Annotated in this window: 21 protein-coding genes and 1 pseudogene; 1 reads left to right on the forward strand and 21 read right to left on the reverse strand. The window is 40.1% G+C overall.

What is annotated here, in order from left to right:
• Positions 1 to 16: 16 nt before the first annotated feature.
• The 5 genes and pseudogenes from AB6M99_RS09685 to AB6M99_RS09705 all read right to left on the reverse strand — a co-directional run bounded on the left by AB6M99_RS09685 (position 17) and on the right by AB6M99_RS09705 (position 6,862).
• Positions 17 to 1,000 (reverse strand): aldo/keto reductase, encoded by a 984-nt coding sequence (locus AB6M99_RS09685; RefSeq protein ID WP_121835182.1) that lies wholly within the window; start codon positions 998 to 1,000, stop codon positions 17 to 19.
• 93 nt (positions 1,001 to 1,093) lie between these two features.
• Positions 1,094 to 2,245: an N-acetylglucosamine-6-phosphate deacetylase gene (nagA, locus tag AB6M99_RS09690; RefSeq protein WP_121835180.1), complete on the reverse strand. Its 1,152-nt coding sequence runs from the start codon at positions 2,243 to 2,245 to the stop codon at positions 1,094 to 1,096.
• Between the two features lie 95 nt (positions 2,246 to 2,340).
• Positions 2,341 to 3,976 (reverse strand): annotated as a pseudogene (locus AB6M99_RS09695) (Na/Pi cotransporter family protein).
• Between the two features lie 146 nt (positions 3,977 to 4,122).
• Positions 4,123 to 5,337, reverse strand: a complete 1,215-nt coding sequence (locus tag AB6M99_RS09700) for a pyridoxal phosphate-dependent aminotransferase (RefSeq protein ID WP_121835176.1) — start codon at positions 5,335 to 5,337, stop codon at positions 4,123 to 4,125.
• 130 nt (positions 5,338 to 5,467) lie between these two features.
• Positions 5,468 to 6,862 (reverse strand): Cof-type HAD-IIB family hydrolase, encoded by a 1,395-nt coding sequence (locus AB6M99_RS09705; protein ID WP_369350673.1) that lies wholly within the window; start codon positions 6,860 to 6,862, stop codon positions 5,468 to 5,470.
• Between the two features lie 143 nt (positions 6,863 to 7,005).
• Here AB6M99_RS09705 and AB6M99_RS09710 point away from each other — a divergent pair, with 143 nt between their 5' ends.
• Positions 7,006 to 7,971, forward strand: a complete 966-nt coding sequence (locus AB6M99_RS09710) for an asparaginase (protein ID WP_121835172.1) — start codon at positions 7,006 to 7,008, stop codon at positions 7,969 to 7,971.
• A 67-nt stretch (positions 7,972 to 8,038) separates the two neighbouring features.
• Here the strand turns inward: AB6M99_RS09710 and AB6M99_RS09715 are convergent, their stop codons facing one another.
• The 16 genes from AB6M99_RS09715 to AB6M99_RS09790 form a co-directional block, all read right to left on the reverse strand.
• Entirely contained in the window at positions 8,039 to 8,953 is a 915-nt protein-coding gene (locus AB6M99_RS09715) for an aldo/keto reductase family oxidoreductase (RefSeq protein WP_121835169.1), read from the reverse strand.
• A 122-nt stretch (positions 8,954 to 9,075) separates the two neighbouring features.
• A complete protein-coding gene (locus AB6M99_RS09720; RefSeq protein ID WP_121835167.1) occupies positions 9,076 to 9,282 on the reverse strand; it encodes a helix-turn-helix transcriptional regulator in 207 nt (68 codons plus the stop codon).
• A 14-nt stretch (positions 9,283 to 9,296) separates the two neighbouring features.
• On the reverse strand, positions 9,297 to 9,929 hold the full coding sequence (locus tag AB6M99_RS09725) for a DUF2975 domain-containing protein (RefSeq protein WP_121835165.1): 633 nt from the start codon (positions 9,927 to 9,929) through the stop codon (positions 9,297 to 9,299).
• A gap of 64 nt (positions 9,930 to 9,993) precedes the next feature.
• The gene (locus AB6M99_RS09730; RefSeq protein WP_121835163.1) at positions 9,994 to 10,584 is read right to left on the reverse strand and encodes a hypothetical protein; all 591 of its coding nucleotides are present in this window, start codon (positions 10,582 to 10,584) and stop codon (positions 9,994 to 9,996) included.
• A 4-nt stretch (positions 10,585 to 10,588) separates the two neighbouring features.
• Positions 10,589 to 11,161 carry a hypothetical protein gene (locus AB6M99_RS09735; RefSeq protein ID WP_121835161.1) on the reverse strand — a complete coding sequence of 191 codons (573 nt, stop codon included), beginning with the start codon at positions 11,159 to 11,161 and terminating at the stop codon, positions 10,589 to 10,591.
• Between the two features lie 16 nt (positions 11,162 to 11,177).
• Positions 11,178 to 11,744 (reverse strand): hypothetical protein, encoded by a 567-nt coding sequence (locus AB6M99_RS09740; RefSeq protein ID WP_121835159.1) that lies wholly within the window; start codon positions 11,742 to 11,744, stop codon positions 11,178 to 11,180.
• 9 nt (positions 11,745 to 11,753) lie between these two features.
• Complete coding sequence (locus tag AB6M99_RS09745) at positions 11,754 to 12,461, reverse strand: hypothetical protein (protein ID WP_121835157.1); 708 nt, start codon at positions 12,459 to 12,461, stop codon at positions 11,754 to 11,756.
• 13 nt (positions 12,462 to 12,474) lie between these two features.
• Positions 12,475 to 13,344: an ABC transporter ATP-binding protein gene (locus AB6M99_RS09750; protein WP_369350678.1), complete on the reverse strand. Its 870-nt coding sequence runs from the start codon at positions 13,342 to 13,344 to the stop codon at positions 12,475 to 12,477.
• A 22-nt stretch (positions 13,345 to 13,366) separates the two neighbouring features.
• Positions 13,367 to 13,816 (reverse strand): hypothetical protein, encoded by a 450-nt coding sequence (locus tag AB6M99_RS09755; protein WP_121835153.1) that lies wholly within the window; start codon positions 13,814 to 13,816, stop codon positions 13,367 to 13,369.
• A gap of 264 nt (positions 13,817 to 14,080) precedes the next feature.
• Positions 14,081 to 15,409, reverse strand: a complete 1,329-nt coding sequence (pepC, locus tag AB6M99_RS09760) for an aminopeptidase C (RefSeq protein WP_121835151.1) — start codon at positions 15,407 to 15,409, stop codon at positions 14,081 to 14,083.
• A gap of 156 nt (positions 15,410 to 15,565) precedes the next feature.
• Positions 15,566 to 16,936 carry a glycoside hydrolase family 32 protein gene (locus AB6M99_RS09765; protein WP_121835149.1) on the reverse strand — a complete coding sequence of 457 codons (1,371 nt, stop codon included), beginning with the start codon at positions 16,934 to 16,936 and terminating at the stop codon, positions 15,566 to 15,568.
• 3 nt (positions 16,937 to 16,939) lie between these two features.
• Positions 16,940 to 18,562, reverse strand: coding sequence for an ABC transporter substrate-binding protein (locus AB6M99_RS09770; protein WP_369350681.1), 1,623 nt, complete (start codon positions 18,560 to 18,562; stop codon positions 16,940 to 16,942).
• 53 nt (positions 18,563 to 18,615) lie between these two features.
• Entirely contained in the window at positions 18,616 to 19,503 is an 888-nt protein-coding gene (locus tag AB6M99_RS09775; RefSeq protein ID WP_121835147.1) for a carbohydrate ABC transporter permease, read from the reverse strand.
• Between the two features lie 9 nt (positions 19,504 to 19,512).
• A complete protein-coding gene (locus tag AB6M99_RS09780; protein WP_121835145.1) occupies positions 19,513 to 20,433 on the reverse strand; it encodes a sugar ABC transporter permease in 921 nt (306 codons plus the stop codon).
• A 169-nt stretch (positions 20,434 to 20,602) separates the two neighbouring features.
• Entirely contained in the window at positions 20,603 to 21,592 is a 990-nt protein-coding gene (locus AB6M99_RS09785; protein ID WP_121835262.1) for a LacI family DNA-binding transcriptional regulator, read from the reverse strand.
• Between the two features lie 155 nt (positions 21,593 to 21,747).
• A complete protein-coding gene (locus AB6M99_RS09790) occupies positions 21,748 to 23,073 on the reverse strand; it encodes an FtsX-like permease family protein (protein WP_369350684.1) in 1,326 nt (441 codons plus the stop codon).
• Position 23,074: the final 1 nt, after the last annotated feature.

The following is a 23,074-nucleotide window of genomic DNA, read 5'->3' on the forward strand; positions in this document are numbered from 1 at the left end:
AACCTAGTTCTTCTCCTTAGTAAGCACCACGAATGTGAGAATGGACTTCTTTCCAATAGAAGTCTGACAATCGTTCTAACTCTTGCGGGCTAAATGGCAGAGCTTCTAGGCTTTCAAGATTATTATCAACCTGCTTAATACTCTTAAAACCTGGGATAACGGCTGTAATCCCTTCTTGTTGCAAGAGCCATTTGAGTGATGCTGTCGCTAAACCACCGTGCTCTTTACCAATCCATTGTACTTGGTCAACCAGTTCAATCGCCTTGTCAAAAGGAAGACCACCAAAGGTTTCACCAACATTGAAAGCCGCGCCATCACGATTATAATGACGATGATCATTTTCTGGGAAGGTAGAGTTTTTACTGTATTTTCCTGTTAGAAGTCCGCTGGCAAGTGGGACACGTGCTAAAACACCAACATGTTTATCTTTGGCTAGTGCAATCATTTCCTTCACTGGTTTTTGGCGAAGCAAATTCACAATGACTTGTAAACTGCTAGCATTTGTATTTTCAAGGACAAATTTTCCTTGGTCATCTGTCTCAACACTGACCCCATAGTAGCGAATGAGTCCTTCTTTTTTCAAATCTTCAAGCACTGTAAAAACATCCGATTGGGTAAGAATCTCGGTTGTGGGACAATGAATTTGATAGAGGTCTATCGCATCCATCTGAAGATTACGCAAGCTTTCTTCCGCATACTGGCGAACCTTTTCATAAGTATAATTTTCAGGATTAGTAAAATCATCACGACGTCCAAATTTTGTGGCTACATAAACACGTTCGCTACGCTCTTTCAAGACCTGACCAATAATTTTCTCACTCCGTCCGCCACCGTAAACATCTGCAGTATCAAAAAAATTGACACCTCTATCAATTGCATGGTTAAGAGCAGATTTGGCATTTTCCTCAGTGACATCGCCCCAATCACCACCGAGCGCCCAAGTCCCAAAACTAACGGAACTAATTGACATATCTGTCGTCCCTAATGGTCTATACTTCATAACATTCTCCTTAGTTTGTTTTCTTCCTATCCTAACACCTTAGACTAGGTCTAAGTCAAGTAAAAAAGGGGAAATCCCCCCTTTTCATCACATCTAGGCTTCAAATCGTTTTTCACCATCAATATAGGTTGCAACTAAGTTTAACTCTTTATCAAGGACAATAAAGTCTGCGGCATATCCCGCGGTTAACTGACCACAAACATTGTCGATATTTACTGATTTTGCAGGAACAAGACTTGCCATTTTGATGGCGTCTGCTGGTGTTGCCAGACCCCATTTGACAACATTTTTAAGCCCATCTTTTAATTTCAAGATAGAACCTGCTAAGCTACCATTTGACTTGAGCCTAGCTGTGCCATTTTCCACAATAACCGGAAATTCACCGAGCATATAATCGCCATCTGGGCAACCGCCCGCACGCATACAGTCTGTAATGAGAGCAACATGGTCATAACCTTTTTGTTTCATGAGGATATCACCAGCTTCAGGTACTGAGTGATGTCCGTCACAAATCCACTCTGCATAAGTGTTTGGAATGTGATAAGCAGAGCCAACCATACCGAGTTCACGGTGCGTTAAACCACGCATCCCATTATAGACATGCACCCAGACAGACGCACCAGATTCAACAGCTGCCTTTGCCTGAGCATAAGTCGCATTAGAATGTCCTAGAGCAACTGTTACACCACGTTCTTTCATAGCCGTTACAAACTCAGCTACACCTTTGCGCTCTGGTGCCAAGGCGATTTTTTTGATAAGGCCATTGGCTGCCTTTTGCCAAGCGTCAAAATCTGCTAGATTTGGATTGGACATATAGATTGGGTTTTGGGCTCCTTTGTATTCTTCTGTAAAATATGGTCCTTCAAAGTAAATACCTTGAATTTTAGCTCCCTTTTCACTGCCAGCTACACTGGCAATAGCAGCTGACGCTTTTTCCAATTGTTCAAAAGAAGAGGTCAAAGTCGTCGGTAAAAATGAAGTCACTCCCGTTGATAGCAACGCTTCACTCATATGCAATACACCTTCAGGATCTGCATCCATAACATCTGCACCACCGTAACCATGAATATGGGTATCTACCAAACCTGGTGCAATAGCATAGCCTGTGTAATCTAAAACCTCTGCTCCTTCTGGAATATCGCTCTGCCATTCTCCAAAACGACCATCCACTAAAGCCAAATAGCCACCAGATTTTGTTTCATCTGCAAAATAGAATGTATCTGCTTTAATAAACTTACTTGTCATAATTTTCACCTCGGTTAATATATTAATATTGTAAGATTTTTTTGGAAATTTGTAAACAAAAAAAGCGAGAATAGTCCCACTTCTTCTAATCAAGATTATAATTGATTTTCAATCACTTTTTCAGCAAGATTAGCTGCGTGATCTGACATGCGGGTATAGTGTGATAAGATATCCACAAAGTTCAAACCAGCTTGAGCTGAGCATTCGCCATTATTGAGACGACGGATATGATTTTTTCGGATTTGACGTTCCATACGCTGAATGTCACTATGGCGTTCTAGCAACTCCTCAGACAAGACCTTATCTCCGTCTGTAATCGCTCGAATACTGTCTAAAATCATACGGTGTGCCTTATGGTACATCTCACGTAATTCTCTATCTGCTTCTTCCGAAAAATGAGCTTCTTTACTGAACATATGATCAATTAAGACCACTAAGGCTTCAGAATGGTCACCAATGCGTTCCAAATCACGAGAAGCATCTAAGATTCCCGCTAAAACCTCATTTTCAGAAGGATTGAGAGCCTCATTTGAGATGGCGATGAGATAGTTGGTCAACTCCTCATCAATCGTATTTACCGCTTTTTCATAACGGTGAACATAATCCGAATACTTTTCATCAGCAGTTTTTAGATAGCTATAGGAAGCCTCTAAAGATTGAATGGCATATGACGCCAAGTGAATCAATTCTTTTTTAGCATTACCAAGGGCAATAGCTGGCGCCTGAGTGATTAAAATTTTATCAAGATAAAGCGCCTCGTACTTAGTAACTGACTCTTCTTGACCCGGAATGAGTTTAGTAACCAAAAATGCAAGTACACCAATGAAAGGTAAAAGAATAATCGTGTTGGTAATATTAAATGCACCGTGAGCAAAGGCTATCGTCATTTCAGGTGTCAAATGTAAGTGCCCTTGCAACAAATCAATAAAACCTGTAAAAGGTACTAACAATATCATAAAAATAAGAGTACCAATCACATTAAAGAGCACATGCGCCCAAGCCACACGCTTCGCAGCAATGGTTGAACCGATAGAGGCTAAAACCGCTGTGATACAGGTCCCAATATTCGACCCTAAAAGAATCGGAATAGCACCTTGCAAGTCCAATAAGTCACTACCATGCAAACCCTGAACAATTCCGATAATAGCTGATGAGGCCTGAACCATCATGGTCAAAACAGTACCGATAAGATCCCCCATCAACGGTTTATCGCCCAAGGTTGCCAAATAATCACGAAAAGCATCAACTGATTTTAAAGGATCAACGGCATCTCCCATCAGATTGAGAGAGAAAAAGATCCCCCCCAACACCAAAAATAACTCGACCTAAATTATTCAGTTTTTTATTTGAAGTGAAAAAGAGCAGAGCTGCTCCGAGCGCAATCATCGGAAGGGCATAATCTCCCAACTTGAAACCAATCATGAAAGAAGTCACGGTCGTTCCGATATTAGCCCCCATGACAATTCCTATTGCCTGTCTAAGATTAAGCAGACCCGCCGATACTAAACCAACTGTGATAACCGTCACCCCAGACGACGACTGAATGAGCGCCGACATTGCCAAACCTACTAATATCCCTAAAAACGGGTTACTTGTGTAACGATCAATGTAGTACCGTAATCGGTCACCCGCTGCCTGTTGAAGCCCATCTCCCATGTATTTAATACTGAAGAGGAACAGACCAAGTCCACCAATAAAATTAAAAACAATATCCTGCCAATTTAGCAACACTGATTTTTCTCCATTTCTGAATGTTTACCTTTACTATTTTAGTCCTTTTTAGAACTAGAAACAAGGGGTTTTACGATATTTTAAAACTAAAATAAAGAGACTGGACGAGTTTTTGCCCAGCCTCCAATGTTTATCAGGATTAACCCTTAACGTTTGTATTGATTAAGAACACGTGTTAATTTTGTTTGCAAGGTTGCCAATTCTTCCACTCGAGGGAGATAGACGATACGAAAGTGGTCTGGTTCTTTCCAGTTGAAGCCCTTACCAGGTACCAACATGACCTTTTCTTGTTTTAACAGTTGCAAACAGAATTCCTCGTCATCATCAATACGGTACATCTCACGGTCAATTTTTGGGAAAATATAGAGCCCCGCCTCTGGCTTAACAGCTGATAAGCCTGGGATATCATTGACTGCTTTGGTGATAAATTCACGTTGCTCATAAAGGCGTCCGCCAGGAATTAACAATTCATCAACAGACTGATAACCACCTAGAGAAGTTTGAACCACATGCTGGGCTAAGACATTTGAACAAAGGCGCATATTTGACAACATATTAAGCCCTTCAATGTAGCCCTTAACATGTTTTTTAGGTCCAGAGAGCACCATCCAGCCCACACGGAAACCACAGATACGATGAGATTTTGACAGCCCATTCATTGACACACAGAACACATCTGGTGCTAGGCTAGCAATGGCAATATGTTTTTTACCATCCATAACCATACGGTCATAAATTTCATCCGCAAAGATAATCAAATCATTTTGACGAGCAACCTCAACGATTTCTTCTAAAAGTTCTTTTGGATAAAGAGCTCCCGTTGGGTTATTTGGGTTAATGATAACAATCGCCTTCGTCTTAGAAGTAATTTTAGACTTGATGTCATCAATATCTGGATACCAATTGGCAGATTCATCACAAAGGTAATGCACCGCATTTCCCCCAGCGAGACTCACACAAGCTGTCCAAAGGGGGTAGTCAGGCATTGGCACTAGCACTTCATCACCATTGTCCAAAAGCGCCTGCATAGAGATGGAAATCATCTCAGAAACACCATTACCAATGTAGATATCGTCAATATCCACACCTTGAATGCCCTTGGTCTGACAATACTGCATAATTGCTTTTCTAGCAGAGAAAATCCCTTTACTATTAGAATAGCCTTCACTGTTACGAGCATTCAAAATAAGATCACGAATCACCTCATCTGGTGCTGTAAAACCAAACTCCGCCGGATTTCCAGTATTAAGGCGTAGAATTTTTTCTCCATTGGCAATCATGCGCTCAGCTTCATCCAAGATTGGTCCACGAATATCATAAGCGACATGTTCAAGTTTTGAGGATTTATTAAATTCTTTCATTATCAAATACCTGGGACGACAACTGGGCAGTCCCCCTTTCAATCACGTTCCTTATTATAGCGCAAAATCATTTAAATGAAAAGAAGAAGTCAATTCTGATGTCATGTAAAAAGCTCCAACGGAGCTTTTATCAGATTTCTTTTTTCCTTTGTTTCATTTTCGCTTTTTGGATCTGTCTATCCAGTTCTCGTTTGATGGCTGGTTCAGGGGCAAAGCGTTTTTCCCAGTCATCTGGTTTCAAGATTTTATGGGTAATTGGGTCAAAATGCGCTTTTCCGTCTGGGAAAATTTTCCCCATATTAGCTTCATGCACGGTGTCAAAGAATGGTTTCGGGTCAACCCCCATCAATACAAACGAGCCATAGGTAAAATAGAGAAGGTCTGTCAGGGCATCGACTTGCCCCACCAAAGGGTTATCAACAGGCTCTCCTTTTGCCTCCACTTTCTGCACCGCTTTATCCACAGCCTGATGAAGGTCTTCCACAGCGTTTTTAAACAAGTCTGTATTGCCACCGCTGGTTGCGTAGAGAAATTCAACAATCTCTTCTGCTTTAAAGCCTGAACGGTGACCTGCTTCCTCTAAATCATAAACTCTAGGCATCTCGCAAGTCTCACCGTCCATAAGCTGGTGAAAGTCCTTAACTCGGTTGAAGTTGTCGTCACGGCTACCGAAGACTTTTTCTTGCTCAACATGGATTAGTCCAAAGTGGGCCAAAGCTTGCGCAATACCATCTTTATTATTGGTTTCTGTGACATAGTGAGCAACAGCTTTTACCTCTTCATTGGCATTACCCATCGCTACTGCGACACCAACTCCAGATAGCATCTCCATATCATTGTCCGAATCACCAAAAGCCATAACCTCAGACAAATCAAAGCCAAAGACCTCACCGACACGGGCAATTCCTTTTATCTTAGATTGCCCTTGAGAAATGACATCCGCTGAGTAGGGGCTACTTCTCGTCACAGTTGCAGTTGGAAATTCTTCCCTAAGCAGTTGGGTTTTAGTAGTAATCAAGACAATTTGGTAAACAGGCTGACGCATCATCGTGAGGAGGTACTGACTATTTTGGGGTTTCACACGGCGCACCAAATATTTAAAGCCCCTCTCAACTGATTTTGTCCATTTTTTAGGAACCAATCGGCTGATCACTTGACCAACGGGGCTCGTCCCCATATTGATGATATTAGAACCAAGGAGACCGTCAGCTGATCCCAAGGAAATCTCCATGCGGTTACTTGACGCAAATTTGATTGCCTTATAAATCAATGATTTTGGCAGTTGGTTTTGGTAAAGAATCTTATCACGCGTAATAATGTACTGACCGTTATAAGTAACTGCAAAATCTAACCCCAAATTTTCCATGAAAGGAGCGACAAATCCTGGACCACGGCCAGTCGCAAGACCAACTAAAATCCCTTGCTTTTTCATCTCAGAAATAGCCTTTTGGGTTGATCGCTGCACTTTTTTCATATCATTTAACAGTGTCCCGTCAATATCAAAAAAGACTGCTTTGACTGCCATACAAACTGCTCCTTTCACCTATCATTTTTTACACCTTACACTGCAAGAAAATCTCTCCTAGCGTGCGTCTCCTTCATTCCCTTACAGAAATGTGTTACAATACTTATATTATATCATATTCATTTTCAGAAAGGCTTTCATTTATGACTAAAAAAATCTTAGTTCTCCATACTGGTGGTACCATTTCCATGACAGCTGATGATACTGGAAATGTGAATCCTACCGAAAATAATCCCATGACACAGATTGATATTGACTGGAAACATTTAGACCTGACTGTCGTTGATTTTCTAAATCTTCCTAGTCCACATATCAAACCAAGCCACATGCTGGCTCTTTACCACAAAATCCGTGAAACAGCTGGGCAATTTGACGGCATTGTTATCACTCACGGCACAGATACTTTAGAAGAAACAGCCTACTTTTTGGATACCATGGCTATCCCAGAAATTCCCATCGTCCTCACAGGTGCCATGAGGTCTTCAAATGAATTGGGAAGCGATGGGGTGTATAACTACCTCTCTGCCCTACGTGTCGCCAGTCACGACAAGGCTGCTGATAAGGGTGTTCTTGTGGTGATGAATGATGAAATCCACGCTGCTAAATACGTGACAAAAACCCACACGACCAATGTTTCGACCTTCCAAACGCCTACACACGGACCACTTGGCATCATCATGAAACACGATATTCTCTTTTTCAAAACAGCCGAGCCTCGTGTACGATTTGATTTGAATAAGATTTCAGGGACTGTTCCTATTATCAAAGCCTACGCTGGTATGGGTGATGGCAGTATCATTAGTCTGCTCAGCCCTGACAATATTGATGGGGTGGTCATCGAGGCTCTTGGTGCTGGAAATATTCCGCCTAGCGCAGCTTTGGAACTCAAAAACCTGATTGACCAAGGAGTTCCTGTCGTCCTTGTCTCACGTTGCTTCAATGGCATTGCTGAGCCTGTTTACGCTTATGACGGTGGTGGCGTAACCCTTCAAGAAATGGGCGTCATGTTTGTCAAAGAACTCAACGCACCCAAGGCAAGATTGAAATTGCTGATTGCACTCAATGCAGGATTAAAAGGAAAAGAATTGGTTGATTACATTGAAGGGTAATCTGATAACACTCAAAAACGACTGCTCATCTGATGAAGACAGTCGTTTTTTTGTTTAAATCAGCCGCTTACGGCAACACATTTCCTGCGCTGCGGTAAATGTCATACCATTCTGGACGCGTCAGATTAACCTCAGTCGCCTTAGCGATTTTGGCAATGCGGTCTGGATTCATTGAGCCGATGATAGCTTGCATTTTAGCTGGATGGCGTAAAATCCATGCAATGATAATCGCTTCATCAGACACACCGTATTGTTCAGCGTAACGGCTGATTGTTTCGTTTAATTCTTTGTAATCTGGATTTCCTGAGAAAAGGCCTTTCCCAAGATCAATTTGGAATGGTGACCAAGCCTGAATCGTCACCTTGTTCAAACGGCAGTATTCCACAATGCCACTATCACGGTTAACACCAGCGTCGTTACGCATGTTGACATTAACCCCAAAATCAAACATTGGTGTGTGTGCTGGGGATAGCTGCAATTGATTTACTGCTAATGGCTCATCGAGATAAGACTGCAAGAGTTCCATTTGGTAGCGGTTTTGATTGCTGACACCGAAGTGTTTGACTTTACCAGATTGTTTTAATTGACTAAAAGCTTCCGCAACTTCTTCTGGTTCGACCAAAATATCTGGTCGGTGCAAGACTAGAAAATCAAGGTAATCTGTATCCAAACGTTTCAAAATCCCATCAACAGAATTAAGGATATGGTCTTTTGAAAAATCAAAATAGCCACGCTGAATACCGCATTTAGATTGTAAAATCAGATCCTCACGCGCAATGCCTAGATTTTTCACCGCATCACGGAAGCGTTCCTCAGACTGACCACCACCATAAATATCGGCATGGTCAATAAAGTTGATACCTGCTTCAAGACTGGTCGCAATCACCTTTTCAGCGTCAGCCACTTCTAGCGCAGCCATTCGCATACACCCAAGCGAAATACGTGACCCTTCCACACCTGTCTGTCCAATAACTTGTTTCATGTTTCTCTCCTTTGTTTTTATGGTTTTAGTATACCAAAAAATGAAAACGATTACTTATTTTAACCTTAAAAAGAGGGATTTTCTCCCTCTTTCTTACTATTTGTCTGCCCCAAGGGCAACAACTAGTCATCTTCACGATATTCCAAAATATCTCCTGGTTGACAGCCAAGCTCCTTACAGATGGCTTCTAAAGTGGAAAAACGAATAGCCTTTGCCTTACCTGTTTTCAAAATGGAAAGATTGGCTGGTGTAATGCCAATACGCTCCGCCAAGTCACCTGATTTCATTTTTTTCTTTGCCAGTTCCACATCTAAATTGACGATAATCATGTCCCTACCTCCAATCAGATGGTGAATTCATTTTCTTCAGCAATAGCGATAGCTTTTTCCAAGATGATTGACATGGTCCATACCAATACTGCCGCTAACAAGTAATTTAAGCTAAAGAAACTATACTCATAGGTCTTCTCTGCATATTGCCCATGCATGACAATACTTGAAGTATCAACACCTGATCGAATCAATGATCCTAGCACTAAGAAAATCGTTGATAAACGTGCTAGTCTCACATTATTTGGAATGAAAATCTCTTCCAAAATAATATTTTTCATAAAAGCACGCATGCAGATTAAGATTCCTAGAACAGAGATCATATTGATCATATCTACAATTGTCGCAAATGGCGACTGATTAACCATTTCAAATGAAAAACTGAAGCCATTTTGACCACCACTGACATTAAGGAACTCTTGTAAAACATCTAGAAGTCCAAAAAGGTTGAGGATTAATCCAATAATACCCAAGATAGCCCCAAGCCCTAACCCAACAATAAGCAGATTAAGTAAATAGATAACCCACTTGAGGTATCCAAACTCCCTCTTTGGAAGAGGCTTATTTTTTTTATGGATTTGTAGAATAACTACAGCTACTAAACTCAAAACGATTAGCGCTACAATAGTATTTAAAACGAAAGTCATACGATTTCTCCTTTTTATTTCTTCTATTATACACCAGTTTTTTCTGCTTAGCGACAATATTTATCTAATCAACAATAATATTGGCATAGTAATTGGTCACCTTAATGTTAGTTTGAGTTCCATTGACGGACTGAGGAGTGTTCTTGACTTCGCCATCAACAGCTGTTAAATGATAGTTTGCTTGAAAATCTTTCGGAAGTTGCAGATGAACAGCGCCACCCGTAGAATCAAGATGTAACGTCTTCAAAATAGTCTCTTTACCAAGAGACACCTTTATAGTAACAGGCTTACGAGCATTTTCATTGATATTGATGTGATGGGTACCTAAACCAGTCTTCAACTCTTCAAAAGCCAAGCTCAGGAAAGTATCCGATTGTTTCGTATATTGTTTATCTGACAGTGATTTCAAACTTCGCTCAGGAACTTTTCCTGTAACAATTACCTCAGTATTTCTTTTTTCAGAGCGCTCAATGACTAGATTCACCGGCTGATTCATCCCTGCCATATAAATCTCATCAATGGTTTGGCCAGTCAAAATCCATCTTTTATCAATTTCTTCTGTCGTATTTTCTTGACTTGCAAAAGCAAAAACACCTGTCAGCAGAAGGCCAATCATCATAAGGATAAAGCCTCCAAAAGCATATTTTTTCTTCATTTCTCTACTTTCTATTTTTTACGGTAATATTACCATAGGTATTTATAGTGATAATAGCAGAGCTGTTCTCATCACTTTTAACTTCTGAGGTGATTTTGCCACTTCTGTTAGTATCTAGGTCATAACGTGCTGCAAAGTCCTCTGGTACTTGAAGGACAACATCTCCTGTCCAGGTATCCATAACGAATTCTTCCAAACTTTTTGCCTCGATAAGCTCTAATGTAACCATAAGTTCATCCTTATGGGATTGAGAAACAGCTAATTTAAACCCATGTTTTGAGAAAGGTAAGTACAGTTCTTCTAAAGAAGCTTTGCTATCGTAAGCCAAAGTTTGTAAACTTTCCTTTGGCACCAGACCATCTACAATCAAACGATTTGCTTCATGTCCTGTTTCCACAAGAATGGTCACAGGTTGCTGAGTGCCGTAAAATTCTATTTTTTGAACATGTTCAGCTAAATCCCACTCTCGATGAATTTTCTGATCAGTTTGACCGTTTTCGACACTATGGAATACGGCGAAAACAAATCCTACAAGAACAAAGATTATGAGACCAATAACTGCCCAAATTTTTCTCATGTAAATCTCTTCTTCCCTACTCCAGCACTACATTCACATCACCTGGGGTTTCAATGCTTGCTTGGCGTTTCTTATTAGTCCCATTTTGTGGTTTGGTGATCTTGTTACTCTGGCTGGTGATTTTATAGCGACCATCAAAGCTCTTCGGCAAGGTAATATCTGCTCCGCCATTGCTACTAAAAAGACGAAAATCGTTAAACGTCACGTCTTTGGCAAGGGTAATCTCAATGGTCACCGTCGGTTTATCTCTCATAACAGTCAGGGTCAAGCCATCCTCCGCAAAGGAAATCATCAAATCGCCCTCCTCATCAATGCCAAATTGTTTCTCCATAGCAGCGATATTATTTTGAGCCATTTGCCCCGTGATATGAACACTTGTCTTTGCTTGCTCACTTTCTTTGACCACCACTTTGGCAGGTTGTTCCAAACTAGACACATGGATGACATTGATGTTCTTGGCTGGTACGGTAAATGTCTTATCATAAGAAACATCGGTCTTATCATTTTGAACACCAGTCCAGACAAGCCCAGCAAGGCCAATCACTAAAAAGGCTGCTAATCCTATTAAAATCTTACGTTTCATCATAATCTCCTACTTAAATTCACGTTTGGCAAACATGAGGTAACTCACAAGGGCATAAACAAGGCTAAACAGTATAGCCACAAGAACGGTATTTGTCAGATAATTTCCTGAAATATCAACCTGACTCAGCTGATTAAACATCATGTAAGGTGCTAACGCATCGGTCTTAAACAGCATGCCCATCATGAGACTCGCCAGTTGGTCAAATAACAGCACAATAATGATATAAACCATATAAGACTGATAAATGCGGTCAAAGAAGGCAAAGATAAAAGCACAGAGGCTGGCAATCACCGTATAAAGTGGTAACTGGTAGAAAAGGTAAGTCAAGATGGTCTGATAAGAGGCCATTCCTGTCACTAAATGATGGACAAGGCCTGTCATCATCAGCGCTACAAGCGCATATAGCCAAGTAGCAAGTACCGTCATGACCCATTTATAGCTAAATACCTTCAGACGATTTTGACTTTTGATAAGCATGTTGTTAATGGTGCGGTTGGTCAAATCTTCTCCTAGGAAAATCTTGGCTGGTGTGACAAAGAAAAGTGGTAACAAGGTTGGCCAGGTCATCACAAGATTTCTAGCCACTTCTGTTGAATGGTCTTCACGGTAAATATAGGCAAATAAACTGCCAAAAACAAGGAGTAAACCAAGTGATACAAAAGACAGGTGCTCCTTACGAATACGGTAAATATCTGCTTTGACATAATTTAACATCAGGTTCTTCTTTCTAATCTAAGAGGCTTAGGTAGTAGTCTTCAAAGTTACCACCCGCATGGTAAATATCGGTAATTTCAATTTTCTTCTCAAGAAGTGCTAGGATAAGCTCCTGAACAGATTGGTCAGGCGACAGGACTAACTTGTCCCCTTGGGCAACTGGCTTTAAGCCCAACTCATTAAGCGTTTGTTGCGCCAGCTTATTGTTCGTCGTCCTTACAACAATCTTTTCCTCGACCTCTGCATACAGGTCGTTTTTGGCAATATCCTTGATGACCTTGCCCTTGTGCATGATGACGAAACGGTCAACGACCAGCTCAAGCTCTGACAAAATGTGGCTGGAGATGAGGATGGTAATGCCGTAGCGGTCTCGGAGGTTGTGGATAATGTCTCGCATCTCCTTGATACCAGATGGGTCGAGGCCATTGACGGGCTCATCCAAAATCAGGAAATCTGGAAAATCAAGGATAGCAAGCGCAATCGCCATCCGCTGACGCATCCCGAGTGAGAAGTCTTTGACCTTTTTCTTCGGATCCACGTCAGATAGACCAACGAATTTCAGCACCTCATCAATACGTTTCTCAGTATCTGCAATCCCAATTTGCAGGGCTGAGTACATTAAATTATCAAATGCTGACATATTTGGATAAAGAACTGGTGATTCAATAATGGCACCGATTTTATAGGCAGTTTCTTGAATAACCTCACCCTCATCTTTGGTGATGAGACCGGATAGGACTCGGATAAGCGTTGTTTTACCAGCTCCATTTTGACCAACGAATCCTAGAATCTCACCTTTTTTGATGGTAAAACTCACCTTGTCTAGTGCTTTTTGTTTGCCGTAGTGCTTGCTAATGTTAGTTATCGTTAATAAGTTTTTCATGCGTTTTTTCCTTTTAAATGCCTTAGAAAGTCAATCCTTTTTTAACCATGTAGCGGCGTGCGTATTCACAGGCAAAGCCCGCTAGGATAAGGTAAACACCAAGTTGAACATTCACATGAATGTAGCCTAGCATTTGAGACATAGTGTAGCTAGAAATCAAGTCTGCGATAACTGCCACGATACCAACTTGAGTGAGGGTTTTACCAAAGGCTGCTGACATCAAGGTTTCTTTGGTAAAGCCTTTGATCAGTTTTTTGAGAGCCATTAAGGCATAAATCATCAAGCTGTGATGTGCAAAGAGTGCGATAACATTTGTCCAGCCGAGTTCTCCGACCATGACTGCACCTTTTGGCAAGAACTGCTCGGGGTTGAGAGATAAGATTTGAAGAAGGGCTGCGGCACTCACTTGAAGAACAAGAACGGCGATAATTGCTGAGAGGGTTACTGTTGCGATAGTTTTGATTGTTTTCATGATAATAGTTCCTTTGTTTATAATTCATTTTAGTTTTTAGGGAAAATAGCTGAGCTCTTAACTTTTTCTTCTTTTCGATGACGATTTGTTGTTTTTAATTTATTTGTTATCGTATTTCGATATATTTATATTACAACACAAAAATATCTTTGTCAACAACTTTTTATCGTTTTTGATAATTTTTTATTTTTTGAAATAAAAAAGAATCCCTTAAATGTAAAGGATTCTTTGTTAAAATGCTTTTTCAATAAAATATAATAACGCTTATTTGCCTGCCAAGGCTCCCATTGGGTCCCAAGGGGCTAAAACTTGCGGTTCTGCTTCATAGGCAGCTAATTCTTCTTCGGTGAGGAATTCTTTGCGGACAACGATTTGATAAGTATATTCGTCCATCCAGGCATCTGAAGCGACAAAGTAGCCTTTCTCACCGACTTTATCTCCCCATGAATTTTCGACTTTCCATTTAAGTGGTTTGCCATTGTCATCCAAATCAACTCCAGTCAAGACCATCGCATGCGTCATCAGACTTTCACTATAATCGAGACGCCCAGCCTTATCCTGAGTCAAGCTAATATCCAAAGCTGCATCAAAATCATAGGTATTTGTCGCCATGATACCTGCTTGACGGTCTGACACTTGACCAACATCAGAACCAAACCAGACCGTTTCTCCTGCCTTCATTTGGGCAATTGCAAGCTCTTTGAAACGCTCCATCCCAAGATTAAGGTAACGAACCGCAGGTGCTCCGACGACATTTCCAAGCAACTCAACGGTGTAAGATTTGCCATAAGGCTTATCAGCTGTTGGCGCATTGATGACAGAAACATAATCTGATAATTTCAAACCGACATATTTGTCAAAGAAATCTTGAGGAGTGATTTGCTTTTCCGTGTGGAAATTATTGTCCTTGTCACGGTAAGAGAAATCAAATTGGCGTGGTGGCAAACCTAGATTAACCGCTAGAAAATTGAAAATCTCTTGTAAGAGAGCTTCTTTCTTGGCTTGGACATCCTCACCACTTTGAACAGCTTCACGAAGAATTTGGGCATCTTGACGAAGCAATTTGTTCAAGTATTGGTTGAGCTCACGGCTATTGCTAGATGACACGGATTCTGGATAAACTGACTTTGGCACAACCCCGTATTTTTCAAAAAGTGCTACCACCATATCCCATTGACCACCATCTTGTTGTGGCACATCAAGGAGAAACTTCACCTTACGACTTCCCAATTCTTGGTCTGCTGTCGCAATAATTTGTTCCAAAAACCAGTTTGATTTTTCGTATTTATCCCAGAAGAAAGTATGAGCTTGCGACAATTCAAAGTTTTCTAATTTGAATTGGTTGATGAGTTTATGACGAAACGTATTCAACGCTGCAAACATCCAGCAACGCCCTGAAGCTTTTTGATTAGAGACAGCATCTTTCGTCAAATCAATTGAAAAGGTAAAGTCATTATCAATTGCAGATTGACGTGTTCGAAGAGATTTGAGCAAACCATTATTGGTCACAGCATTTTCAACAGCTTGATACTTAGGATTAGCTAGGTAGTCAGCATATAATTTTTCCGTAAAGTCATTCGTTAATGTTGACATAAAATACTCCTTTTTTCTTATTACAGTCCCATTATATGCCTTTCACCCAATATTGCAAGACTTTTCTGAAAATTTGGGATAATTCCTCCATATCTGCATTTATTTCTACTTAAAAACGAAAAACCTAGGATTTCATCCGAATCCTAGGTTTTCTTACTATTTAAGTTCTTCCAAATATCTTTCTTGTGTCAGATAGACTACACTAGTTAAGCTTTCTTGACCACCATTGACAAATATTTCAAGAGAGTTCTTATCAATCACAACTTGCAAGCGTGTTGCTTTTACGGTTACTGCTCGGCGAGTAGTTTCCCATTTTTCTTCACCAACTAATTGATAAGCGAGTTTGCTACGGTCAATGTAGACTTCTTCACGATCAGCATCGTAACCAAAGGTCACAAAATCTTCTGCCGAACCAATTCGGAAATGACGGCTAGCTTCCAGAGAAAGTTCAAGATAGGCTGCGCTTTCTACTACATCTCCTAAAGCTACTTTTGGAAGCTCTGCTATGCTTTCAGAAAGAACTGTCTGCTTCACACGTCCATTAACAATCGTCAATTGACGAGGGAGGGTCATGCTACCTGCCCATCCGTGGCGCAACTCATGAGGGATAACGGTACGCCCCCATGTATGCTCCCATCCAATCATGATACGACGTCCTTGACCATCCTCTAGGCTTTGAGGTGCATAAAAGTCATGACCGTGATCAATTTCTTGAACAGATTCTAACTTAAATGTTTTAGTTTCCCAATCAACCGTACCAAGAACTGCCACAGATGAGTTAAGATTTGCAAAGTCATTACCAGCTTTTGGATAACCCATTGGAGAGAAGACAAGGACATCTTGGCCACCTAGACTAAAGTAATCTGGACATTCCCACATAAAGCCTTGGTCAGCTTCACCTTTAAGGAAGATGGATTCAAAGCTCCAGTCCACCAAATCATCTGAACCCAATAGAACAATGGTTCCGACATTATCTTTATGCTTAGCAGCAACTACCGCATAATAACGACCATCTTTTTCAAAAAGTTTAGGGTCACGAAAATCTGCTGCCACCAACTCTTCTGGTAGAATATCACCAGTCGCTACTGGATTTTCCTTAATCTTAGTAAAGGTCACACCGTCTGTTGAGTAGGCCATGTTTTGGATTTGACGAACGCTTCCATCTGGATCCACATTATGACCAGTGTACATCAACCAGAGGGTATCGTCTTTGACAATGGCAGAGCCTGAGAAGCATCCATCCTTATCATATTCTTGATCTGGTGCTAAAGCAACTGGTAAATGCTCCCAATTGACCAAATCTTTTGACTTGGCATGGCCCCAGTGCATTGGCCCCCACACACTATCGTAAGGGTAAAATTGGTAAAAGAGGTGATACTCTCCACGGAAATACACAAAACCATTTGGGTCATTGATCCAGCCAATCGGTGCTGAAAAATGTTTTTCGGGTTTAAACGTTGTGTCAAGAGCCTCTGTAGGTGCTGCAATATAAGCATTAGCCCTTTCCACAGTAAAATGTTCTGTCATAACTTACTCCTGTGATTTGAGGTAGTTATCAAGGTAATCTTGTTTAATTTTCATCCAATCTGAAAGACCATATTTTTCAAGCTCAGCCTTGTAGCTATCCCATTCTGCATCAACGCCACCTTTAGTAATCCATTCGGCACGTTTACGAGCGACAAAGTCCATCATATCTGCTTCAACTTGTGCCAATTTATCCAAGTCCTCTTCTTCCATAAAGACGCGTGGGTAAATCATGTCATTGCTCATGTAAGGCACGTAGTGTTTTTTAATCAAATCTAAACGCCAAGCAGCATCGTCTGGTTTTGTAGTCACTTTACCATAGTAGCTATCTAAGATAGCAAGTGGTCCACCAACCTCTGTTTTTTGACGAAGTTCAGCTGGCGCTGTACCTTCAAGTGGCAAGTGTTTCAAACTTTGTGTTGCTTCATCAAATTCAAAGATATTTTGTTGTTTATCATCACCATAAGTACCCCAGTTGTTTTGAACTGATTGTACTGGTGCATATTGTTCATCAATCCATTTAGCAGTCAATTCTAAGTTTTGGTTAGCACTTGTGATTACCATGCGGTCACGAGAGAAACCGATGTTGTTTGTACGAGTGACATTTTTCTTACCGCTTGGACCTGCTAGAACTGGAAGAACATCATAGCTGTCGTTCATACCAGAAACATTAGCCTTATCCCAAGTGAAGTAAACACCGTATTGGTTTTCCCCACCTTTGGCAATGTAGCTGTTCCAGTCTTGTTCAAAGGCTTCTGTATCAAGAAGTCCTTTTTCATAAAGGCTGCGCATGAATTTCACACCTTCTTTATAGCTGTCATTGTCAGCTGTAAAATCAACTTTACCATCATTACTTACGACAAGGTGGTCATCATTGTCCCCTTCACCAAAGGCACCAAAGAGAATCTTGAAGTCTTCATTTCCACCATTGTTGATGAATGACATTGGAATTTCATCTGCCTTGCCATTACCGTTAGGGTCTTGTGTTTTAAAGGCTTCGAGAACTTTTACCAACTCATCTGTTGTTTGTGGCATTTGAAGATTCAATTTTTTCAACCAGTCAGTATTAATCCAAGCCATGTCATTAACACTGTGGATAGATTCTTTACCTTCACCAAGTTCTTCAATCCATGGGAATGAGTAAATGTGTCCGTCTGGAGCTGTGATCAGTGAACGGTACTCTGGGTGCTCATCCAAGATTTTCTTAAGATTTGGCATGTGTTTGTCAATCAAATCTTCAACAGGAACGATAACCCCTTGTTTTGCCCAAGACATCAACTCAACGTCAGACGCACCATCATTGTGGATAGCATCAGGAAGGTCACCAGATGAAATGTCCAAGTTACGTTTTTCAGCAAAGTCCGCTTGATAGTTTGTCCATTCAACATGAACGCCAGTTTTTTCTTCCATACGTTGGAAAATCAATTTATCGTTAGGGTCCTCTGGTGCCAACGTTGAGCTACCAGTGATGAATTTCAATGTCACTTTGTCTTTAAGTGGGAATTTAACATTCTCCAATTTGTAATCTGGGCTTGCAGCGGTGTCCTTAGACCCACAAGCTGTAAGAGCCAAACCTGCTGCAGCTGTTGCAACGATAAGCATTGAACGTGTCATCCATTTGTTTTTCATGAGAAAACTCCTTTATTTTTTTCAATATTAAATCACAATGTTTTGGAAAGGGATTACCCTTTGAGTGAACCAGACATAATACCCTTGTCGAAGTATTTTTGGAAGAATGGGTACATCACAATAAGTGGTAAACTTGAAATGATGATGGTTGCGTATTTAACCATTTCAGCAATTTTCTTCAATTCATTCATGGCTGCTTGCGCACCAATCATATTGGCACTGACTTCATTTTGAATCAAGATATTGCGAAGAACCAATTGTAGCGGTGCAAGGTCTGGATCCTTGATGTAAATCATCGCATCGAAATATGAATTCCATTGACCGACAAAGGCGTAGAGGAAAAGAACAAACATGATTGGTTTTGCCAGTGGCAACATGATCTTCACAAAGATTTGGAAGTCATTTGCCCCATCAATAACGGCAGCCTCTACCAATTCTTCAGGAATTCCTTGGAAGTAGGTTCTAGCTAAGATGATATTCCATACATTGACGGCACCTGGAACGATAATTGCCCAAACGGTATTGAGCATGCCCAAATTTTTAATGAGCAAGTAAGTTGGAACCAAACCACCACCGAAGAACATGGTGAAGATAAGGAAGTAATTGATCCATTTACGACCAACCAAGTCCTTGCGAGACAAGGGATAAGCAGTCAAAACTGAAATCGCAACAGTTAAAATCGCAAAACCTGTTGAGTAAATCAGTGAGTTGATGAATCCACGTAAAATCGAATCATCACCAAATACTTTTTGATAGCCTTGGACAGTCCAATCATCTGGATTAAAACTAATTCCTTTAACCGCTAAAACTTGCGGGTCCATAAAGGAAGCCACTAAGATATAAACCATCGGTACAACTGTAATCAAGACCAACCCAGCAATCAAAATCTTATTCAGCAATAAAATTTTTCTATCAAAGTCGGTATATAATTTTGTATTCATAACTACCTCCTAGAGCCCTTCACCATCATTGAGACGTTCAACAATTTTATTCACTGAGAAGAGCAAGATCATGTTAATGACTGAGTTAAACAAACCAACCGCTGTTGAGTATGAGTAATCTCCTGAAACAAGACCGACCTTGTAGACATAGGTTGAAATGATTTCAGAAGCGGTTAAGTTCAAGCTGGTTTGCATCAAGAAGGCTTTTTCATAACCAACACTCATGATGTTACCAGCCGCCAAGATAAATTGAATGACAATGATTGGTTTCAAAGCTGGTAAATCAATGTGACGAATACGTTGGAAAATATTTGCCCCATCAAGCTGAGCTGCTTCAATGAGTGATGTGTCCACATTGACCAAAGTTGCTGTGTAAAGCGTTGAAGCCCAACCCATCCCTTGCCAAATACCACTAAAGATATACAAAGGTCTAAAGTAGTCTGGCTCTGTCATAAAGTTTGTCTTAAGACCAAAGTGCGATAGGATGCCATTTACAGGACCTTCTGCTGAGAAGAAAAGGAAAATCATACCGACAATAACGATAACAGAAATAAAGTTTGGCGCATAGAGAATCAATTGAATACGTTTCTTAGCCTTATCACTAATCAAGAGATTGAGCATAATCGCCAAGATAATTGGCGGGAAGAAGCCTAAAACCAAACCATAAACACTCAATTTCAAAGTATTGCCTAATAAAACCATGAAATTAGGTGATGATAAGAATTTTGAGAACTCTTCAAACCAAACCCACTCACTTCCCCAGACTCCCTTTAAAGGATTGAAATCTTTGAAGGCAATCAAGACCCCATACATGGGAATATAGCGAAAGACAAAGGTTAGTAAAAGTCCCGGTAAAATCATCAAAAGCAAGAAACGTTGTCTTTTAATGCGTTCCCATAAACCAGTCTTTTTCACACTAGCAACAGCCATAGCTCCTCCTTTTTGAAACGTTTCAATTTTTAAAGAATAGGCAAAGGTCTTTGCTTCCAAAAACCTTTGAAACGTTTCAATTTTTTGTTAAATAAAAATTGTATCTTTTGATTACAGTAACATCTTATCATTGTAAGCGATTTCTGTCAACCGTTTTTGCAAAAAAATTTTAATTTTTTGTCGTTGGACCTTCGATAAAGGAAATGGGTAAAATTGACTGCATTTTGTGAGGAACGCCATCAATAATACTTAGTAAAATTTGAACAGCTTCTTTTGCCATATCCTCTAAGGGTTGCTTAATCGTACTCACTGGATTTTTTCGCTCCATCGCTAAACGAATGCCGTCATAACCAATGACTTGAACATCTTCTGGGACACGTTTTCCCAACTGTCTTAGAATTTCAATAACATCCAATGCCAAGAAGTCATTAATCGTGAAAATGCCATCAATAGCTGGATGCTCTTCCAAGAAAGCTCTAACTTGTTCTTTGGTATCTCCCATATCCTCATCGTAGTCTAAAACATGACAGTTTTTTCCTAACTCTTCAAGGGACTGCTTAAAATACCTGTGACGATTTTTGGTTTCATTGGTCGTCTGATTATGTCCACCAATAAAAGCTAACTGTTGACACCCTTTTTCAAGTAGCATTTTTGCCGCTAGACAGCCACCCGCCTTATTATCTGAAGTCACGCAGGCAATGTTTTTATTGTCATAAGTACGGTCAATACTCACAAATGGAATATTGGTTGTTAAATAATCTTCGATTGGGCTATAGGTAATCGCAATAATCCCATCCACCTTATTTTGCTGGAGCATGGTGATGTATTCGATTTCCTTTTTAGATCCGGAAATATTGCAGAGCAGCATTTTATAATTCTGATTGCTCAGCTCATTTTCTACAAAGTAGGCAAACTCCGCAAAGAAGGGATGCCAAATTGTGGGAATAATCAAGGCAACTGTCTCAGTCTTATTTTTTTTCATCCCACGCGCATAAGCATCTGGAATATAATTGAGTTCTTCAATAGCTGATTTGACTTTTGTTAAGGTTAGCTCCTTGATTCCATTTTCATTATTAATCACGCGCGAAACTGTTCCCACACTAACCCCGGCTAACTTAGCGACATCTTTCATCGTAATTGATTTTTTGACAGGTACCATGTTAAATTTCTCCTTTCCCCAATTAGTTTTCATCATTTTATCATTTTTGAAACCGTTTGCCAATATTTTTCCTGTTTTTTTGAAAGCTTTTTCAAAGAAAATCATTTCATGATAGCTAAAAACGCCTGAGAATGGTTCAGGCGTAAACATCAGTCTTATGTTCTTTCCTCACTCTGCCTTCCACTAAGCATCTTAGTCAACAGGATAACGAAAAATATTAAAAGAATAAAAATAACTGTAGGGAGCCACATTCCAACAATACTTCGTATCTCACCATTGATTGTCTCTGCAATTTTTTCAACAATCAAAAACATCAGTCCATTGAAAAGTAATGAGACCAGCACAACAAGCATCGACTGTCTAATCCCCTCCCAAACATGGATAACCAACAGCTGGCTCTTAGAAACTCCTAAAATTTGTAATTGCTGAATATCTCTTTTTTCCTGACTACTTGACAGGATTGTAATTGAAATAGCATTGGCTAAAATCAATAGAATTGGTGTCAATAAATAAGCAATAAAAGAGACGATACTTTCCCTAACGCTGTCGGAAGCATTTCTAGCAGATAGATTTTGAGTAATGAGAATAAATCCCGAAACCAAGGTCAATCCCATAGCCATGGATGACTGTAGCGTTTTTAAATAGAGAGGATAATGGAGTAGTTGCCACCCGCTAATAATATCACCAAAACTTTTTGGATAGGGTAATAATTGGCTCAAACGAATAAAAAATATTTGTAATCTTGGTGTCACCACTTGTATGACTAATAAATTCAAAAGTAGAAGAACTAATGTCAGACTTGAATTTCTAATCAAGTTATCTTTTGATTGAATGTCATTCATGGCTAATAGGAAATAGACAAGCGCCAGCCATGTTCCTAAAATGGAAATAATCTTCACAGTAGAAATAACTTTTGATAACCGTGATGTCTTCACAAATTTCATGGTAAATAAACTGCCTTGCTTGATGACTTTATAAGCATAGAAACAACCCGCAAGCCCAGCTATCACTGGAACCAGTAGCGAACCTACTATTAAATCAAGAAGATTAACAACAATCGCCACATCTGGCAACTCTTCCTTGCCAATCAACAATTGCATCAGCTGATAATAAGGACCAACACTGACCGTTCCAAGTCCCAGACCAACTACACTGACCAAAAAAGCAATTACAAAAAGTTGGGCTCCCATTAATAAGGATAGCTGGATATCGCTAGCCCCTAAAATTGACCAAAGTTGATAATCTTTTTTAAAAAGTTCAATCAAAAATGTCATCAAATTAGAAACCAGTAAAAATAAGGTAACTCCACCAAAAAAAATGAACATCTTGAAAAGCATCTCACCATTGTAGGATACTCCTAATGTACTTCTAATCCCAATAACAGACATTCCAACAAGAAGACTTGAAACCAACAACAGAGGAATCGTTCCTAGCCACTGTTTCTTAGAATATAAAAATTGGTAATAAATCAATCTCAGCATC

Source organism: Streptococcus hillyeri (assembly GCF_041081565.1).
In the GTDB taxonomy this organism is placed as follows: Bacteria; Bacillota; Bacilli; order Lactobacillales; family Streptococcaceae; genus Streptococcus; species Streptococcus hillyeri.

Coding starts and splice junctions, on each gene's coding strand:
- AB6M99_RS09745 (WP_121835157.1), bottom strand. CDS start 12,461: ATGTTAAATTATGTCAAAGCAGATATTTACCGTATTCGTAAGGAGCAC.
- AB6M99_RS09685 (WP_121835182.1), bottom strand. CDS start 1,000: ATGAAGTATAGACCATTAGGGACGACAGATATGTCAATTAGTTCCGTT.
- AB6M99_RS09785 (WP_121835262.1), bottom strand. CDS start 21,592: ATGGTACCTGTCAAAAAATCAATTACGATGAAAGATGTCGCTAAGTTA.
- AB6M99_RS09765 (WP_121835149.1), bottom strand. CDS start 16,936: ATGACAGAACATTTTACTGTGGAAAGGGCTAATGCTTATATTGCAGCA.
- AB6M99_RS09720 (WP_121835167.1), bottom strand. CDS start 9,282: ATGATTATCGTCAATTTAGATGTGGAACTGGCAAAGAAAAAAATGAAA.
- AB6M99_RS09715 (WP_121835169.1), bottom strand. CDS start 8,953: ATGAAACAAGTTATTGGACAGACAGGTGTGGAAGGGTCACGTATTTCG.
- AB6M99_RS09705 (WP_369350673.1), bottom strand. CDS start 6,862: ATGGCAGTCAAAGCAGTCTTTTTTGATATTGACGGGACACTGTTAAAT.
- AB6M99_RS09770 (WP_369350681.1), bottom strand. CDS start 18,562: ATGAAAAACAAATGGATGACACGTTCAATGCTTATCGTTGCAACAGCT.
- AB6M99_RS09755 (WP_121835153.1), bottom strand. CDS start 13,816: ATGAAAACAATCAAAACTATCGCAACAGTAACCCTCTCAGCAATTATC.
- AB6M99_RS09750 (WP_369350678.1), bottom strand. CDS start 13,344: ATGAAAAACTTATTAACGATAACTAACATTAGCAAGCACTACGGCAAA.
- AB6M99_RS09735 (WP_121835161.1), bottom strand. CDS start 11,161: ATGAGAAAAATTTGGGCAGTTATTGGTCTCATAATCTTTGTTCTTGTA.
- AB6M99_RS09700 (WP_121835176.1), bottom strand. CDS start 5,337: ATGAAAGAATTTAATAAATCCTCAAAACTTGAACATGTCGCTTATGAT.
- AB6M99_RS09790 (WP_369350684.1), bottom strand. CDS start 23,073: ATGCTGAGATTGATTTATTACCAATTTTTATATTCTAAGAAACAGTGG.
- AB6M99_RS09730 (WP_121835163.1), bottom strand. CDS start 10,584: ATGAAGAAAAAATATGCTTTTGGAGGCTTTATCCTTATGATGATTGGC.
- AB6M99_RS09780 (WP_121835145.1), bottom strand. CDS start 20,433: ATGGCTGTTGCTAGTGTGAAAAAGACTGGTTTATGGGAACGCATTAAA.
- AB6M99_RS09725 (WP_121835165.1), bottom strand. CDS start 9,929: ATGACTTTCGTTTTAAATACTATTGTAGCGCTAATCGTTTTGAGTTTA.
- pepC (WP_121835151.1), bottom strand. CDS start 15,409: ATGTCAACATTAACGAATGACTTTACGGAAAAATTATATGCTGACTAC.
- AB6M99_RS09710 (WP_121835172.1), top strand. CDS start 7,006: ATGACTAAAAAAATCTTAGTTCTCCATACTGGTGGTACCATTTCCATG.
- nagA (WP_121835180.1), bottom strand. CDS start 2,245: ATGACAAGTAAGTTTATTAAAGCAGATACATTCTATTTTGCAGATGAA.
- AB6M99_RS09775 (WP_121835147.1), bottom strand. CDS start 19,503: ATGAATACAAAATTATATACCGACTTTGATAGAAAAATTTTATTGCTG.
- AB6M99_RS09740 (WP_121835159.1), bottom strand. CDS start 11,744: ATGAAACGTAAGATTTTAATAGGATTAGCAGCCTTTTTAGTGATTGGC.